The 14,499-nt window shown below is 27.4% G+C and carries 14 protein-coding genes; 1 reads left to right on the top strand and 13 read right to left on the bottom strand.

From position 1 onward, the window contains the following. Positions 1-186 precede the first annotated feature (186 nt). From BFN48_RS02730 to BFN48_RS12345, 13 genes are all read right to left on the bottom strand, one after another. Positions 187-618 (bottom strand): hypothetical protein, encoded by a 432-nt coding sequence (locus BFN48_RS02730; RefSeq protein ID WP_069649328.1) that lies wholly within the window; start codon positions 616-618, stop codon positions 187-189. A gap of 20 nt (positions 619-638) precedes the next feature. Next, on the bottom strand, positions 639-1,634 hold the full coding sequence (gene floA, locus BFN48_RS02725; protein WP_069649327.1) for a flotillin-like protein FloA: 996 nt from the start codon (positions 1,632-1,634) through the stop codon (positions 639-641). 20 nt (positions 1,635-1,654) lie between these two features. Continuing rightward, positions 1,655-2,941, bottom strand: a complete 1,287-nt coding sequence (locus tag BFN48_RS02720; protein ID WP_069649326.1) for an NfeD family protein — start codon at positions 2,939-2,941, stop codon at positions 1,655-1,657. A gap of 84 nt (positions 2,942-3,025) precedes the next feature. Beyond that, the gene (locus tag BFN48_RS02715) at positions 3,026-4,072 is read right to left on the bottom strand and encodes an ABC transporter permease (protein WP_069649325.1); all 1,047 of its coding nucleotides are present in this window, start codon (positions 4,070-4,072) and stop codon (positions 3,026-3,028) included. Continuing rightward, entirely contained in the window at positions 4,063-5,358 is a 1,296-nt protein-coding gene (locus BFN48_RS02710) for an efflux RND transporter periplasmic adaptor subunit (protein ID WP_069649324.1), read from the bottom strand. Before BFN48_RS02710 ends, BFN48_RS02715 begins: the two co-directional genes overlap by 10 nt. Beyond that, the gene (locus tag BFN48_RS02705; protein ID WP_176718799.1) at positions 5,358-6,089 is read right to left on the bottom strand and encodes a carbohydrate ABC transporter permease; all 732 of its coding nucleotides are present in this window, start codon (positions 6,087-6,089) and stop codon (positions 5,358-5,360) included. The genes BFN48_RS02710 and BFN48_RS02705 overlap by 1 nt, the downstream gene beginning before the upstream one ends. Positions 6,090-6,173: 84 nt before the next feature. Continuing rightward, positions 6,174-6,998, bottom strand: a complete 825-nt coding sequence (locus BFN48_RS02700; protein ID WP_069649322.1) for a carbohydrate ABC transporter permease — start codon at positions 6,996-6,998, stop codon at positions 6,174-6,176. 191 nt (positions 6,999-7,189) lie between these two features. Further along, entirely contained in the window at positions 7,190-7,327 is a 138-nt protein-coding gene (locus BFN48_RS12355; RefSeq protein WP_176718798.1) for a hypothetical protein, read from the bottom strand. Between the two features lie 101 nt (positions 7,328-7,428). Then, on the bottom strand, positions 7,429-8,535 hold the full coding sequence (locus tag BFN48_RS02695) for an extracellular solute-binding protein (RefSeq protein ID WP_069649321.1): 1,107 nt from the start codon (positions 8,533-8,535) through the stop codon (positions 7,429-7,431). Positions 8,536-8,639: 104 nt separating this feature from the next. Next, positions 8,640-10,301 carry an ABC transporter ATP-binding protein gene (locus BFN48_RS02690; RefSeq protein WP_069649320.1) on the bottom strand — a complete coding sequence of 554 codons (1,662 nt, stop codon included), beginning with the start codon at positions 10,299-10,301 and terminating at the stop codon, positions 8,640-8,642. 228 nt (positions 10,302-10,529) lie between these two features. Next, complete coding sequence (locus BFN48_RS12350; protein WP_176718797.1) at positions 10,530-10,694, bottom strand: hypothetical protein; 165 nt, start codon at positions 10,692-10,694, stop codon at positions 10,530-10,532. Continuing rightward, on the bottom strand, positions 10,684-12,024 hold the full coding sequence (locus tag BFN48_RS02680) for a radical SAM/SPASM domain-containing protein (protein ID WP_069649318.1): 1,341 nt from the start codon (positions 12,022-12,024) through the stop codon (positions 10,684-10,686). The genes BFN48_RS12350 and BFN48_RS02680 overlap by 11 nt, the downstream gene beginning before the upstream one ends. 645 nt (positions 12,025-12,669) lie before the next feature. Further along, entirely contained in the window at positions 12,670-12,831 is a 162-nt protein-coding gene (locus tag BFN48_RS12345; protein ID WP_176718796.1) for a hypothetical protein, read from the bottom strand. A 245-nt stretch (positions 12,832-13,076) separates the two neighbouring features. On the opposite strand from BFN48_RS12345, the gene BFN48_RS02675 reads away from it, so the two are divergent. Further along, the gene (locus BFN48_RS02675; protein WP_069649317.1) at positions 13,077-14,384 is read left to right on the top strand and encodes a helix-turn-helix domain-containing protein; all 1,308 of its coding nucleotides are present in this window, start codon (positions 13,077-13,079) and stop codon (positions 14,382-14,384) included. The last annotated feature ends 115 nt before the right edge of the window (positions 14,385-14,499 follow it).

Genomic DNA, 14,499 nt, shown 5'->3' with positions numbered 1-14,499 from the left:
GTATTACAAATATTTAGGTGTTGGGTACTGGATACTAGGTACTGGGTACTTGGTACTGTAACTGGCTATTCGTCGTTCGCTATTCGCTTTTCGAAAATTAATAGTCAATAGACTAATAACTATCAAGAATTTAATTTTATTTAAAAACCCTTAAGAAAAAAATTGCGGGCAAATTGCCCGCAACTTTTATCTTAAACTTTTTGGTTTTGATAATATCTCAGACATAATTATACCTTTGACTATATCATCTGAGTTAAAATCTATTGTAAATACAGGTTTATCATTTATTTCATTTTGTTTAATGATATCATCTATTTTTTTCTCCAGCTTTTCTTTATCTTTTTTCTTAATTTCTTCAACATAAGTCTCAGTTTTTTGGATTGCTTCAGAATATTCTTCATTAGCAAAATCAATATATTCTATTTCATTCATTTCAATATATTCTTCATGTATAGTCTGTGTGTCATGCTGTATATTTCGTTTAGGTATCTGATTTTCATAATAACCTCTATTATTCTTTCTTTCCCTATTTATTTTTTCTTTATCAGACATACTCTTTAATATTAATGGTATCACCATTATAAATGCAACTTTTAGAATACCTGCAAAAAATTCCATATTAACACATCCTCAAATTGTTACTTATTTGTAGGATTATCTTTTTCGTCTGTTTTGCTCATCTTTGCTATAGCATCTCTCATACTTGTATCTGCTAAAATATTTTTCATATTATAATAATCCATTACGCCAAGCTTTCCTTCTCTTAAAGCTTTAGCCAATGCCAATGGTACCTCTGCTTCAGCTTCAACTACTTTAGCTCTCATAGATTGTACTTCAGCTTTCATTTCCTGCTCTCTTGCAACAGCCATAGCTCTTCTTTCCTCTGCTTTAGCCTGAGCTATTCTCTTATCTGCTTCAGCTTGATCTGTTTGAAGTTTAGCACCTATATTTCTACCAACATCTACATCAGCTATATCTATAGATAATATTTCGAATGCAGTACCTGCATCAAGTCCTTTTTCAAGAACAGTCTGAGATATTCTATCAGGGTTTTCTAATACTTCTTTATGAGTAGCAGCACTACCTACAGTTGTAACTATACCCTCTCCTACTCTCGCTATAATAGTTTCTTCACCTGCACCACCGACTAATCTCTCTATATTTGCTCTAACTGTAACTCTAGCTTTAACCATAACTTCTATACCATTTTTCGCAACAGCTGAAACCTTTGGTGTCTCAATTACTTTAGGATTAACACTAACCTGTACAGCTTCTAAAACATTTCTACCCGCTAAATCTATAGCTGCAGCTCTCTCGAATTCTAATGGAATATTTGCTCTTTGTGCTGCAATTAAAGCATCAACGACACTATTTACATCCCCACCTGCTAAGTAGTGAGCTTCAAGCTTATCAACTCCCAAATCCAATCCAGCTTTTGTAGCTTTAATCATTGGATTTACAATTCTAGAAGGTATAACTCTCCTAAGTCTCATACCTACAAGTGTAAAAATCCCTATTCTTACTCCTGAAAAATAAGCTGTAATCCAAAGACCCACAGGTACAAAACTAAAAAATATCGTTAAAAAGAAAATAACTATAACAGCAATAATAATTATTGAAGCAAAACCTGTCATTAAAACGCCCTCCTTAAAAATTATATTTTCCTAACAACAACTCTTGGTCCTTCGACCTTAATCACTTTAACTCTAGATCCCTTTTCTATAAAAGCACCTTCAGAAACAGCATCAATTCTATTTCCTTCTATATCTATAATTCCAGCTGGTCTAAGTAAAGATATGGCTACTCCTTCCTTACCTACATATTCTGTCTTAGACTCAACACCTACATAACCTTTTTCATTATTCTGCTTCGTTTTCAATACTATCTTGTCTAAATAAGGACTTCTTTGACCATACCTCACCAAAAGTACAGTAACCAAGACTGTCAATATGATAGCTATGCCTAATGAGACTACTGCACTTTCTATAGAGCCAGAAGTCAATACTATACTTATGATGATACAAATTATCCCACCTATTCCTGGTACACCAAAACCAGGTATAGCAGCTTCTATTAGCAACAAAGCTATACCAGCTAAAAATATTATAACTACACCCCATCCAGAGTTGCCTGCTATAATATTCCCTCCAAAGTATAATGAAAATGAAATTAAACTCAACGTTCCACCTACACCAAAACCTGGTGTAAACATCTCAATAACAAAACCTAAAAATCCAAGTGAAATAAGTAGTATACCTACATATGGATTAGTTAGATATTTGGCTATATTTGTTCTTAAATCAGTATCTATCTTTATAACTTTATTGTAATCAATATTAAAATAATTCAACATATCATCATAATCATTAGATATATAATCAGCAAATCCCAATTGCTTAGCTTCTTTATAGTTTAGATTTAATAACTCTCCTTTTTTTACTATTCCTTTTATTTCAATATCCTTATCAGCCATAGCAGCTACCAGTTCTTTATCTTTTCCCCTTTGTTCTGCAACAGTTTTTAGAGTACTTACCCACATTGACATAATTTTTTCTGTATTCGGTATTGTTTCAGCAGAACCTATAGTAGAACCTTCTGCCATAACTATTTTCTCTCCAGCTATAGTAATAAGAACTCCAGCGGACTCCGCTTTAGTATTTACAAATGAAATAGTCGGTATATCAATATTTACAATCACATCCTTAATATCTATAGCCTTATCTATAAAGCCACCATATGTATCTATTTCAAATATTATGGCAGCAGGTCGGTATTTAGAAACTTCTTCAACCTGTGTCTTTACGAACTGGTAAGTAGCCTTATTTATCTCCCCCTTTACTGGTATTACATATACATCATTTCCTTTATCTGAATATGCTGAAATTGAACCTAATACTAAAACTAATAAAATAAAAAAAGCTACTATCTTTCTTAACTTCAATTTTTCACCTCCCTTTGTTAAATTATAACATAACAGTTATTAATATGTTTCGTATATACCCTGAAATTCAACTTCCAAAACAGATTAGAAAGATTTTCCTTGCTTTACCTTTTTTAACGCTATATTTAATGCTATTCCTGCAATTATTAATAAAAAAATTGTATTGATTATTATTACATCTATCATTATTTCACTATAACCGTTATTAAGATGTAATATAAGATTACTATATTTGTATTTAAGAACTCTCAAAATACTGTATAAAGAAAATATATTGTCAGGAATACTTGAAGGAGAAATAGTTAAATACGGTATCATCTTAAATATTCCTATAACCATAAAAGCAAATGTAGTAGAATGCGCTAAAATCTTTAATATGCCTTTCTTCTCTTCTAAAATATATTCATACCATTCTTTGATTCTTCTTTTTTCCATATACCCTTGAAGCAAAGTAATACTTTCCCTTTTTATACGTCTGTATAGTTTCATAGCAAAATCAAATAATACATATAGAATAGCAAAAATTATTACATTTATATATCCATATATCTTTTCTTTATAAACAACAATATCATATACATCTAGTCCTAAAGCTGAAAGCTGACTAACTACTTTATCGATTTTAAAATAGGACACATTTTTATCATAAGATACATATCTGAATATCTTTTTATCCCAGTCTAATTTAAAAAATTTTTTATTAAATGGTATATAAATAACATCACTATTTTTAACAATACCTATTACTTCATATTCATTTTCAAATATTTTTATTCTCTTTCCAATAGCATCTTCTACTTTAAAATAAAAATCTGCTACTTTATCCCCTATCACTGCAACTTTTCTTTCTGAATCTGTTATAAACTCGCCATGAATAATCGGTATGTCAATTAACTGAGTATCCATCCCAGTTGTCATTACAAGAGTATGTTGTTTATATCTCATTGAATAGTTTACTGAATAAACATTCAGATATAGTCCTTTTTTAATCTTTTGAAACTCTTCTTTTTCCAAATCTCCTCTAAACCTTAATTCTACAGCCATAGGGTTATACTTTTCTTTCAAATACATATATGAACTGAAAGATAACACTACTATCAAAGCTAATAGAATAACTTTTCTTATTCCCATAGATGTACTTTCACTCCATCCTTAATCTTATATGACAAATTTGTAATTACCCTAGGCTTTTCAAATGTTTCAAGACCTCTTACACAAACTTGATTATCTCCAACCACCAACATTGTTACATCTACTTTTCGTGCAATATATTCAGTACCTAAAATACCTTTTTTCTCTTCTATTACATAAACATATCCTTCTTTACCTGCACCATATCCATCATACGGAACAACAGCAGCCTTTGGAATAGTATTTTCTTTCTTGTATTTTTTTGAAATTTTTCCTTGCAGTTTTTGCCCTAACACAGGAACTCCTTGGGCTTCATCTTCAAATACAGCTTCAATTTCTATCAATTTGTTCTCTGCTACTTCACTTACATTTACAATCTTCGCACTTTCGGGAACAAACTTTTTATTTTGTGTTTCTATATTAATTCTTACTGCATTTTTAACAAAATAATAATACTTATCAGGTACATAAGCTACAAGTTTTACTGAATCATACCCGTTCACTTTACCAATTTCAACAATTGTAGTATCTTTACCTAGTATCCTGTTCGCTTGATTTATGCTTAAAATAACACCATCAACATCTGAATAGTAAATTCCGTCATCTCCAACCTTAGCATAAAATTTCTTTTTCTTCTCAATTTCAGATATTTTGTTTTTGAGCTGTTTTATATTATTTTCTACTTCTTTAATTTCTAATAAATTCTCCTTTTTCTTTTCTTCAAGTAACAACTTTTTAATTTCTAGATTATTTTCTAATTCTTTAAGGCTCTCTTTACTTCGTTCTAATGTTGAATAATTTACCGCACCTGATTCATATAGCTTTTCTAACTTTAAAATCTCATTTTTTTGAGATTGTATTTTATCTTCTAATATTTTAATATTCTTCTCATCTATAATGAACGAATCACTTTTTAATCTTTCTAATCTAAGCTCTTCCTTTTCTAGTAAAAGCTTAAGGTCTTCTATTTGATCATCTTCTCTCTTGAAACCATATTCATTATTTATTTTAAAAATAGGATCACCCACTTTTACTTCTTGTCCTATTTTAACAAAATATTCATCTATGATTACACTACTACCAAGCCTTACTTTATATATTTCTCTTGGTTCTATAGTACCTTCAAGTTCAACACTTCTTTCAAATGAACCCTTCATAGCAGTTACAGCTTGAACTTTTGGTAAGAATAAATTAACTATTGATTTTGAAAAAAAGCCCATTATAAATACAAGAGCGAAAAAACTTACTACTATATTTTTTGTCGCTTTAATCACTCTATTTTCCATTACTTCATTCCCCCTATTGTCAAACCCTCTTTCAGATACTCTTCACCTTTAATAAATATTAATAAAGCAGGAACAATGTAAAGCACAGCACCAGCATAAAAAACTTTATAATCATCATAGTAAATATTCTCTAAAAACACTGATAACGGCAGCTTAGAAGGAGTATCTATAAAAATAATAGCCTGTTCAATTAGGTTCCAATTATCTATAAAAGTAAGAACAACCAGTGAAAAAACTGCAGGTTTTATCAAAGGTAAAACTACTTTGAATAAAATTCTTCCATACCCTGCTCCATCAATCCTTGCCGCTTCAATTACATCATTAGGTATGCCTCTTACAAACTGTCTTAATAGAAAAACTCCAAATGATGAAAAAATACCTGGTAAAATAATTGCCATATGTGTATCGAGTATTTTTATATTCAACACTCTATGTATTTTGTCTAATACAAGATAATTAGGTACTAAAGTAACTTGAAATGGAAGTAATACTGCTAAAATATATATTACAAATATTAAATCTCTTCCAGGAAACTCCATCTTAGCAAAAGCAAATGCTGCAAAAATTCCTATTACTATTTGACCAGCTATTATAATTACCGTTAACTTGACAGAGTTCATAAAGAATTTAAAATATTCTGCTTTATTAGTTACAATAGAATAATACTGTTGCAAATTAAATTCATCAGGAATAATATGTACATTTTCAGTATTAATCTGATTTTCTGTCATAAAAGAGTTCGTAAATGTATATATTATTGGAAATATGTATAAAAGAGATATTAAAAAAATTAGTACAAGCAGTATTCTTTTCATTTAGCTTTCACCTACTCTTTTTGCATGCTTTTTATCAAGAAGGAATAATAAGAAAGCAAAAGCAAATATTACTATTGCAAATACATAAGCTGCAGATGTTAGTTTCTCATACTGAAGGTCTCTAAATTTGTTGTTCATATAATGCTGTAACATATATATTTTAGGGTTTGGATAGCTTCCTTGTAGTATAAATATATCTTTAAATACTTTAAATGAATTGATTATAGTTACTATTCCAACAAATACTGTCGTAGGTGTAATAAGTGGAATGATAATATGCCATAACCTTTGAAAATAGTTTGCTCCATCAATCATAGAAGCTTCTATTATTTCTTTTCTTAGTTGAGACAGTCCAGCTAGATATATTATTAGGTTATAACCCGTATTTCTCCAGATAAATATTAATATTACTACTATCATTGCATACTCTGTATCTATCAGATTAAATCCTCCAAATCCGAATACTTTTCTGAAGAAACCAGCTACTGTACCTGAAGGTATCGCCATAGGAAGTATAATAAATAGTTTTATAAAATTTGGTGCTTTTATTTCATAAATTATTAAAGCTAATATAAAAGAAATAATAATAATGAGTGGTATAGCGATACCCATAAATAATGCTGTATTCTTTAGTGCTAAATTAAATGCATTGCTCTTAAACACATCGTTATAGTTCTTAAATGCAACAAAAGTATCATCAAAACCACTTCTGCTTACGGAATATTTTAACCCCCCAATAAAAGGAATAACGTATAATATTGAAAAACCTATTAAACTCGGTAATATAAATAAAAAACCTTTAGATTTTCTTAGTTTTTTTAACATACCCCACCTCAAGTTCTACTTTCGTTCAAGTTTGAATATTTTGAATTTTTCAAATGTATTAAAACTACCTTAATTTTTAAATTTGATAACTTATTCTCAATTTATTATATAATTCTATTATTGTAAAAATAATCCTTCCTCCCAAAGTGATTATTACTATTTTTTAACATTTATTACACATCACCTTATAATCACTCATTCAACCACATATTTAATTTATCTTCTAATCCCTGTAATTCTCTACTTAGCTTTTCATCTGAATAAGGTTCATCTGCAAATATAAACTTTGTCATTTCTTTTATTAATTCTTCCTTTATAATTTTATACATCTTACCATATTCATTTGATGACTTATAAGCACCATTCTTTATTCTTGTTAGTATATACTTCCTTAATGCAACTGCTTTTTCATTTACATAGTTAGCTTTTTCTATTTCCTCAATTTTTCTTCTATATCTTTATTTACAGGATAGAAAAGACTGCCTTTGTCTCTAAAGATTTCTAACTGTACCTCATCACATAACAAACCATTTAAAAATTCCAATCCCAAATCAACATTCTTTCCTTTTTTATTAACAACAAATCCCCATAATATAAGTTTGTTATTTTCATCAACAACCTGCGGTAGGATAATATAATCATTAATGACCATATCAATATCATTCCCAAGAGATTTCAATGCATTTTTATAGTAGTACCATCTTCTTATATTATCCGTATCATTATATAAAGACGTTTCCCTTACTTCCTTATATTCATTTGATTCTGCTACATAAAACATTTTGTAATAATTTTCAAATGTATAATTGTCTTTTAGAATATATTTACCAGAATATACTTCATATCTTAAATTCTTTATATATTCTATAACTTTAGAGTTATTAATATTAACTTTATTGTTTTTTGAATCATATACATGTAATTCTTCCATCACATTCCCTATAAGTTCAATAAATAAATATGGTGTAAAATTTTGAGGTTCTTGAGCTAACCATTTTTCTCTTATTCTAAAATAGTCTTCTCTAGTCCAGTCCAAACCTGGTTCTTCTATTTCTAACTTTTTAAAGACTTCTCTATTTAATACTATAGGATAATGACACATAACTATCGGTATGAAGCTGCCATCTGTATCCTTAATACTATCATATATCTTGTCATAGTTTTTCAATTTATCGTCAATTTTTAGAGCTATTCCTTTTTCAATTAAAGATTTATATGAATCAAATGGTGATATATATATCAAAGTAGGTCCATTTTCTAGATATAATTTAGATACTACCTTGTTTTTATAATTCTTATTCCTTATATCTATCACATCAAATTTTACTTTTATTCCTTTTTCTCTCTCAAACTTTTGTTTATACGTATTAAAGACTGAAAAGTCTGATTTTAAGTATTTATAGGAGTTACTACCTATTAATATTGTAATTTCCTTACTTCCCGAACTTTCAACATTTATACTATTTTTTATGGAAGTACATCCATTTGTCGAAAGTAATAATATTAAACATAAGATTATAATAATTACTCTTTTCATCCTCATAGTTGATTATTTTAGATAGGCAATTTCAAAAGTCGAATTACTAATCGAGTAGGGGATAGATGAATTAATTCATCTATCCCCTACTCGATTATGAAAACTTAATACATCGAACCAACAAATTTATTGCAATTCAATTCATTTGAAAAGTGTATTATTTTATCACTTATACTAGCAAATTCTCTATCATGAGATATAATAAAAATAATCTTTTCATCTTTAATATCCAATATCACATTTTTTAATTTATCAATACTTTCTCTATCTAATGCAGAAGTTGGTTCGTCAAATATTAGCATATCGCTATCTTTTACTAAAGTTCTTACAATCGAAATTTTTTGTTTTTCACCACCAGACAAGTTATTTGATTCTTCTTCTATAATTGTTTCAAAACCAGAAGGCAAACTCTCAATAAAGTCATAAATATTGATTCTTTTGCACCACTCTTTTATTTTTACATCATCCCTATAGGGTAATCCATATATTATATTGTCCACTATAGATTTTTTCAATAACCTCGGTTCTTGCTCCGTTACTCCTACAAGTTTCTTTCTAATCTTGTACATATCTAAATTCTTAATATCAATACCATTGTATTTAATACTGCCTTCATAATTGTTAATTATTCCTGTTAACAGATTTACAAAAGTACTTTTTCCAGAACCATTTTCCCCAAACAAACAGTAAATATTACCCTTACAAAAAGTAAAATTAAAATTATCTAATATCTTCCTGTTATTGTTGTATCCAAAAGACACATTTTCAAAAGTTACTACTTCAATAGAATCAATCACCCTATCTCCATTATGTTCAATTTCATTATTTAGTATTTCTTGTAACCTACCATAAGAAACCAAAGCAGTTTGGTATTGAGCTGCAAACCTTAATATATAACTCGAACTTTCAAGTAATAAACCAAAATAGGTGTTTATCATAATAAATTCACCTATAGTTAATTTCCCTCTCAAAATTTCCATACCGCCATAATAAAGAAGTATCAATATGCCTATATGATTAACCAAACTTTCAATACTTATACTTAATTCATTGACTTTTTTAAACTTCAACGTCCTATAAAACAACGAATCAAATCTTTTCAATATATCATTCTTCATTTCTTCAAACCAGGAATTGATTTTTATAAATTTAATATTTTGTATCTGATAGGCCATTAAATCTGTAAATTTATTGCTATCTTCTATATATTCAGAATAAGATGATAGAATTGGTTTTTTAAATAATCTATATATTACGATAAATAATGGAATTAACCATAACATCCTTATAGCAACACTAATATTAAAACTCATAATAAAATATATTACAACAATTAAAGTCAATATTTTAATAATTAAATCTAATAAATAGGTACCCATAAAAACTACTATACCAAAACAATCATTTTTGACTCTCTCTGTTAAATATACAGAATCTATATTTTTAAAAAATGTAATAGGTAATCGTTTAATATGCTCTGTTATTGAAAAATTTATATCATATGCTATTTTAATCTCCAAATATTCCTTTAAAATAGCTTTATAATATTTTGATACCACTTCTATAGCACAAATCAATATAAAAATTTTAGTAAAGTTGTAAATTGATTGTTTACTATTAAAATATATAACCGAATCTAAAAATTTAGAAATTATATATGGTATTCCTAAATTAGCTCCCCACGCTAAAAGACTAAAAAGTACAAAAAATACAACTCTCACTTTATATTTTTTTATATAAGGATATAGATACTTAAGTACAACCATCTCTTCCGTTGGCTTATATCTACTAAAACCTTATAGAAAACAACACATACCTATAAGTTTTTATAATTTTATAGACCTTATCCAAATACTCCTATTATGCAGATTTTATTAATCTACAAACTCGAAGTCACTTTCTGCTTTAATAGGATTGCACAGTTTTTTCGTAAGCCAACGTTTTTTCCCTCCTTTTTATAATTTTGCTGTGCTTTTCCATTGCTTAATAATTGCTTAATATACATATATTCCTTGCCCCATACAAATCAGCATTGTTAATTTTATCCATAGTTTATCTTTAAAAACCCACTCAACACACATCTCTTTCTTGAAAATTAATAAATCATAATTTAAAAATAAACTAAAAGCTTCTGTATACTTTTTTATTTTAAATAGCATCTTTCTGTTTTTTGTAATTTTCATATACTATTTCTAGTATGTTTTTATAGGTTAACCCACGATAATCACAGTTATCTTTATAGGTATTTAACATTCTTTTGAGTACACACCCACCATGACATATAGGCAATTTATCACACTCATAACACTTATCAGGTGTTGTATAAGTTAAAAATTGTGTATGAACTTTATTATATTTAACACCTTCAGCAAGACTTCCAACTTTATACTTTTCGTCACCAAGCACTTCCCAACATTTATATAAATCGCCAGATGGATGAATAATATAATGATTTTTAGATATAGCCATACATATAGCTTCTTTTGGTATAGGATAAAATGATTCTATATATTTTGCATGCCCTAACTCACATATTTTTTGATTAAATTCAGTAATAATATTAGCAAATTCTATCCAATTAAAACATTTAGATCTATAATGAGTATTTGGTAAATTTTTATCAGCAGTAACAAGATCAAAATAAATTAACATATTATTTTGATCTTGATTAATCCATTTCTTTTCTCTTACAAAATATTCTATTAAAGTTTGCATGTTTTCATAGTTAGTCTTATCTACATTAACTCGTATTGATATGTTGAATAAATCCTTTATCGAATCAATATTGCTCGTTATAATATCAAAACTACTCTCTCCACTTTTTAATTTCCGTCTTTTATCATGAACTTCTTTTGTACCGTCTATAGTAATTTGTACATCTTTTACTAAACATTTTTCCGATAGCACAAGTGCTGTTTCATAATCAAGCAATACCCCATTTGTAACAACTGATGCTTTATACGGTATATTAGCTGCTTTACATAAGTCAATTAACCTAAATGAAAGTTCCTGGATTATCTCCTTTTCTAATAATGGTTCGCCTCCAAACCATGTAACATCAAGCCTTTGTGCTCCATCAATAAATTTCCTAGTAAATTCTACAACCAAATCCATTGTTTCTTTTGTCATTTTTATATTTTTTCCCTTTGACTCAAAGCAATATTGACATATCATATTACAATCCATTGTTGGAACAATAGTTAAATACTTTGTAAATTTATCACTATATCTAAGAATATTTTCTTTAAGTTTAATTATTCCTAACTCATCAATATCATCATCAATAATAAAGCCATTTTCAATCATTACGCTGATATGTTTTTTTACATCATTATCCAAATTATCAACATCTATATTTTCAATTCTTTCATACACACGCTTAACATTGTGTTTTAAAATACCAAATGCCCCTGTAAAGGAATTAAATATTAACGAATCTCCATTTTCTATATCATTAATGATATTATACCTAGATTTCTTATAGCCCATTTTAACACTCCTCTTCGATATATTAGAAACAACAGTTCATTCTTTATAAAGAATGAACTGTTGTTTCTTTTTTAATACCACAAGAATAATCATTAATTTAAAATATAAACTTAAATTCAATTATCAATTGATTAAGTAATAATAATTAAAGATTTTAGTACACTATACATATATTTAATTCGCATTTAAAACCGTCAGGTTGAACATAAGATGAGTCAACCTGTCTACTTGCTTTCCTAATTATTTCCATTATAATCTTCCCTCCTTTCACAAAAAAACGTATATGATTATCCTTGCAGTAACAAACATTGTTATTACAAAAACAGAAATGCTTTATTGACTACATAATGTTATTTTTTGTTAGTAAAACAATAAACTCATTTAGTTTAATAATAAAGATACCTGACAGTATAAAATATATAACTCTAAAATAATTTGAGGATTTAAACCTGCTTCTTAAATTTTAACCTTTTTTATGTCCAAAATATTGACTTAAGTCCACCATGACATCATAGACTAATAAATTTTTATACTAAAAAGAAATAGATAATTATTACTTTTGTAATCATTTGTTATTTATATGAATTTTATTGTATAATGTTTTATTTGACATAGTTTATTATTTCAATTATTTATAACTTAAATTTACAAATTTACGTTTGATACACTTTTCTCTATTCTCACATTTGGGTATACAGGCCACTCATCGTCGCACATCGCAACTTCTGGATAAAAAATAATTGAATTTATTAAAATAATTACATTCATAAAAACAAATATTATCACTTTTCTTAAAAGGTTTTTCATTTTGTCTCTCCCCCCCTAATAAGTAATATATTTCACTTAATGTAAATTTTATTCACTTTTATTTTTGCATTCTTCTTAATGAAAGTCAACAATTTTCGTTCGACATATTATGACAGTATTGAAATTACTATTAATTTTTAAAATATATAGTTGGATTAATTTATTAAGAATAAAATTGCACTTACTCACATGCTTTGATATAATGAAAGTGAATTTAATTCACTTATAGGTGGTGTCAATCTTATATGAATAATCTTAGTCTTGGACAAAAAATAAAAAAAGCACGATTAGAAAAAAATCTTACACAGAAAGAAGTGGCTGGAGATTTTATAACTAGAAATATGCTTAGTAAAATAGAAAATGATATAGCTAAACCTTCTATAAAAACTTTAGAATACTTAGCTAAAAGACTAGACAAACCGATTTCTTACTTCTTAGAAAGTTTAGTTAATATAAATCATAAAGAAAGAAGTAATACAGAAGTAATTTTCGAACATTCTTCATTTTTATTAAAAAACAAAGAATATGATAAATGCATCAATTATATTGAAAATATTATTGCTAACTCGTTAATAAATACATATGATATTTACTATGGCAGAATACTCTATATTTTATCTAACTGTTATAAAAATGTAGGAAAATTAGCTAAAGCTAAAAAATATATTCATGACTGTATAGATATTTTAAAAAAACATAAAAACTATTATTATTTGGCAAAATCTTACTTTGACTTAAGTTATATATATCACAAAAATGATGATCATAAAGAAACAGAAGAAAGTGTAAAGATAGCATTGGACTATTATGAAAAATCCAATATATATGATGTACTTTTTGAAATAAAATTATATTACTCTTTAGGATATGCACTAGCTAAACAAGAAAAACATATTGAAGCTATTACTGCGCTTTCATATACTCTAGAAATTTCAGAATCAAATAAATGTTTTTATAATACAGGAGAAATACATATGCTTTTAGGGTTAGTTTATAAATTTCAAAACAATTTATCTAAAGCTATATATCATACTAAAAAGGCTTTAAAGTTTTTCGATTTTCTAGAGCATTCTCATTATAAAGCTTCTTGTCAGAAGAATTTAGGGAATTTTTACATCTTGTATGGTAATTACGAAAAAGGTAGGTCAATTTTAAATACTGCTATAAAATATTTCGAAAGTATTAATGATAATATAAAAATAAATGACATAAGAATAAGTATTTTTGGAAGTTTAGTCAAAGAAGGCGCTTACTCAAAAGCTATAGAATATGCAGAGAAGATTGATATAGAAGTAGTTTCAATAAATGATAAAGCTGACTTTTTTAAAAATCTAGGCAAAGCTTATCTTTCAACTAATAAAATTGAAAAAGCAAAAAAATATCTATTTGAAGCTGAAAAACTGGCAATAGAAAGTAAAAAATATAATAAGCTTTATGATGTATATACTTATTTATCTGAACTATACTCTTTGGAAGAAAATTATAAAGAAGCTTATAATTATTCAAATAAAGCAAAAGAAATACTAGAAGAATCACTTAAGACAAAAATATGATAAGTTGCTTATTCATTTAAATAAAAACAGTCCTTTTAGATACGGACTGTTTTACTTTATTTAAAACAAACAAATTCTCTTATTTTTACAGCACTCTCTATCGCTCTTCTCATTA

Origin of the sequence: Caloranaerobacter ferrireducens, from assembly GCF_001730685.1 — a bacterium.
GTDB classification, from domain to species: domain Bacteria; phylum Bacillota; class Clostridia; order Tissierellales; family Thermohalobacteraceae; genus Caloranaerobacter; species Caloranaerobacter ferrireducens.
The sequence above is the reverse complement of the archived record's forward strand: the minus strand, read 5'-3'. Positions and strand labels throughout refer to the sequence as shown.

What these genes read in the sequence shown, in the direction of transcription:
- BFN48_RS02700 (WP_069649322.1), bottom strand. Translation starts at nt 6,998, where the DNA reads ATGTTAAAAAAACTAAGAAAATCTAAAGGTTTTTTATTTATATTACCG.
- BFN48_RS02705 (WP_176718799.1), bottom strand. Translation starts at nt 6,089, where the DNA reads ATGACAGAAAATCAGATTAATACTGAAAATGTACATATTATTCCTGAT.
- BFN48_RS02715 (WP_069649325.1), bottom strand. Translation starts at nt 4,072, where the DNA reads ATGGGAATAAGAAAAGTTATTCTATTAGCTTTGATAGTAGTGTTATCT.
- BFN48_RS02680 (WP_069649318.1), bottom strand. Translation starts at nt 12,024, where the DNA reads ATGGGCTATAAGAAATCTAGGTATAATATCATTAATGATATAGAAAAT.
- BFN48_RS02690 (WP_069649320.1), bottom strand. Translation starts at nt 10,301, where the DNA reads ATGGTTGTACTTAAGTATCTATATCCTTATATAAAAAAATATAAAGTG.
- floA (WP_069649327.1), bottom strand. Translation starts at nt 1,634, where the DNA reads ATGACAGGTTTTGCTTCAATAATTATTATTGCTGTTATAGTTATTTTC.
- BFN48_RS12350 (WP_176718797.1), bottom strand. Translation starts at nt 10,694, where the DNA reads ATGCTATTTAAAATAAAAAAGTATACAGAAGCTTTTAGTTTATTTTTA.
- BFN48_RS12355 (WP_176718798.1), bottom strand. Translation starts at nt 7,327, where the DNA reads ATGTATAAAATTATAAAGGAAGAATTAATAAAAGAAATGACAAAGTTT.
- BFN48_RS12345 (WP_176718796.1), bottom strand. Translation starts at nt 12,831, where the DNA reads ATGAAAAACCTTTTAAGAAAAGTGATAATATTTGTTTTTATGAATGTA.
- BFN48_RS02730 (WP_069649328.1), bottom strand. Translation starts at nt 618, where the DNA reads ATGGAATTTTTTGCAGGTATTCTAAAAGTTGCATTTATAATGGTGATA.
- BFN48_RS02695 (WP_069649321.1), bottom strand. Translation starts at nt 8,535, where the DNA reads ATGAAAAGAGTAATTATTATAATCTTATGTTTAATATTATTACTTTCG.
- BFN48_RS02675 (WP_069649317.1), top strand. Translation starts at nt 13,077, where the DNA reads ATGAATAATCTTAGTCTTGGACAAAAAATAAAAAAAGCACGATTAGAA.
- BFN48_RS02710 (WP_069649324.1), bottom strand. Translation starts at nt 5,358, where the DNA reads ATGGAAAATAGAGTGATTAAAGCGACAAAAAATATAGTAGTAAGTTTT.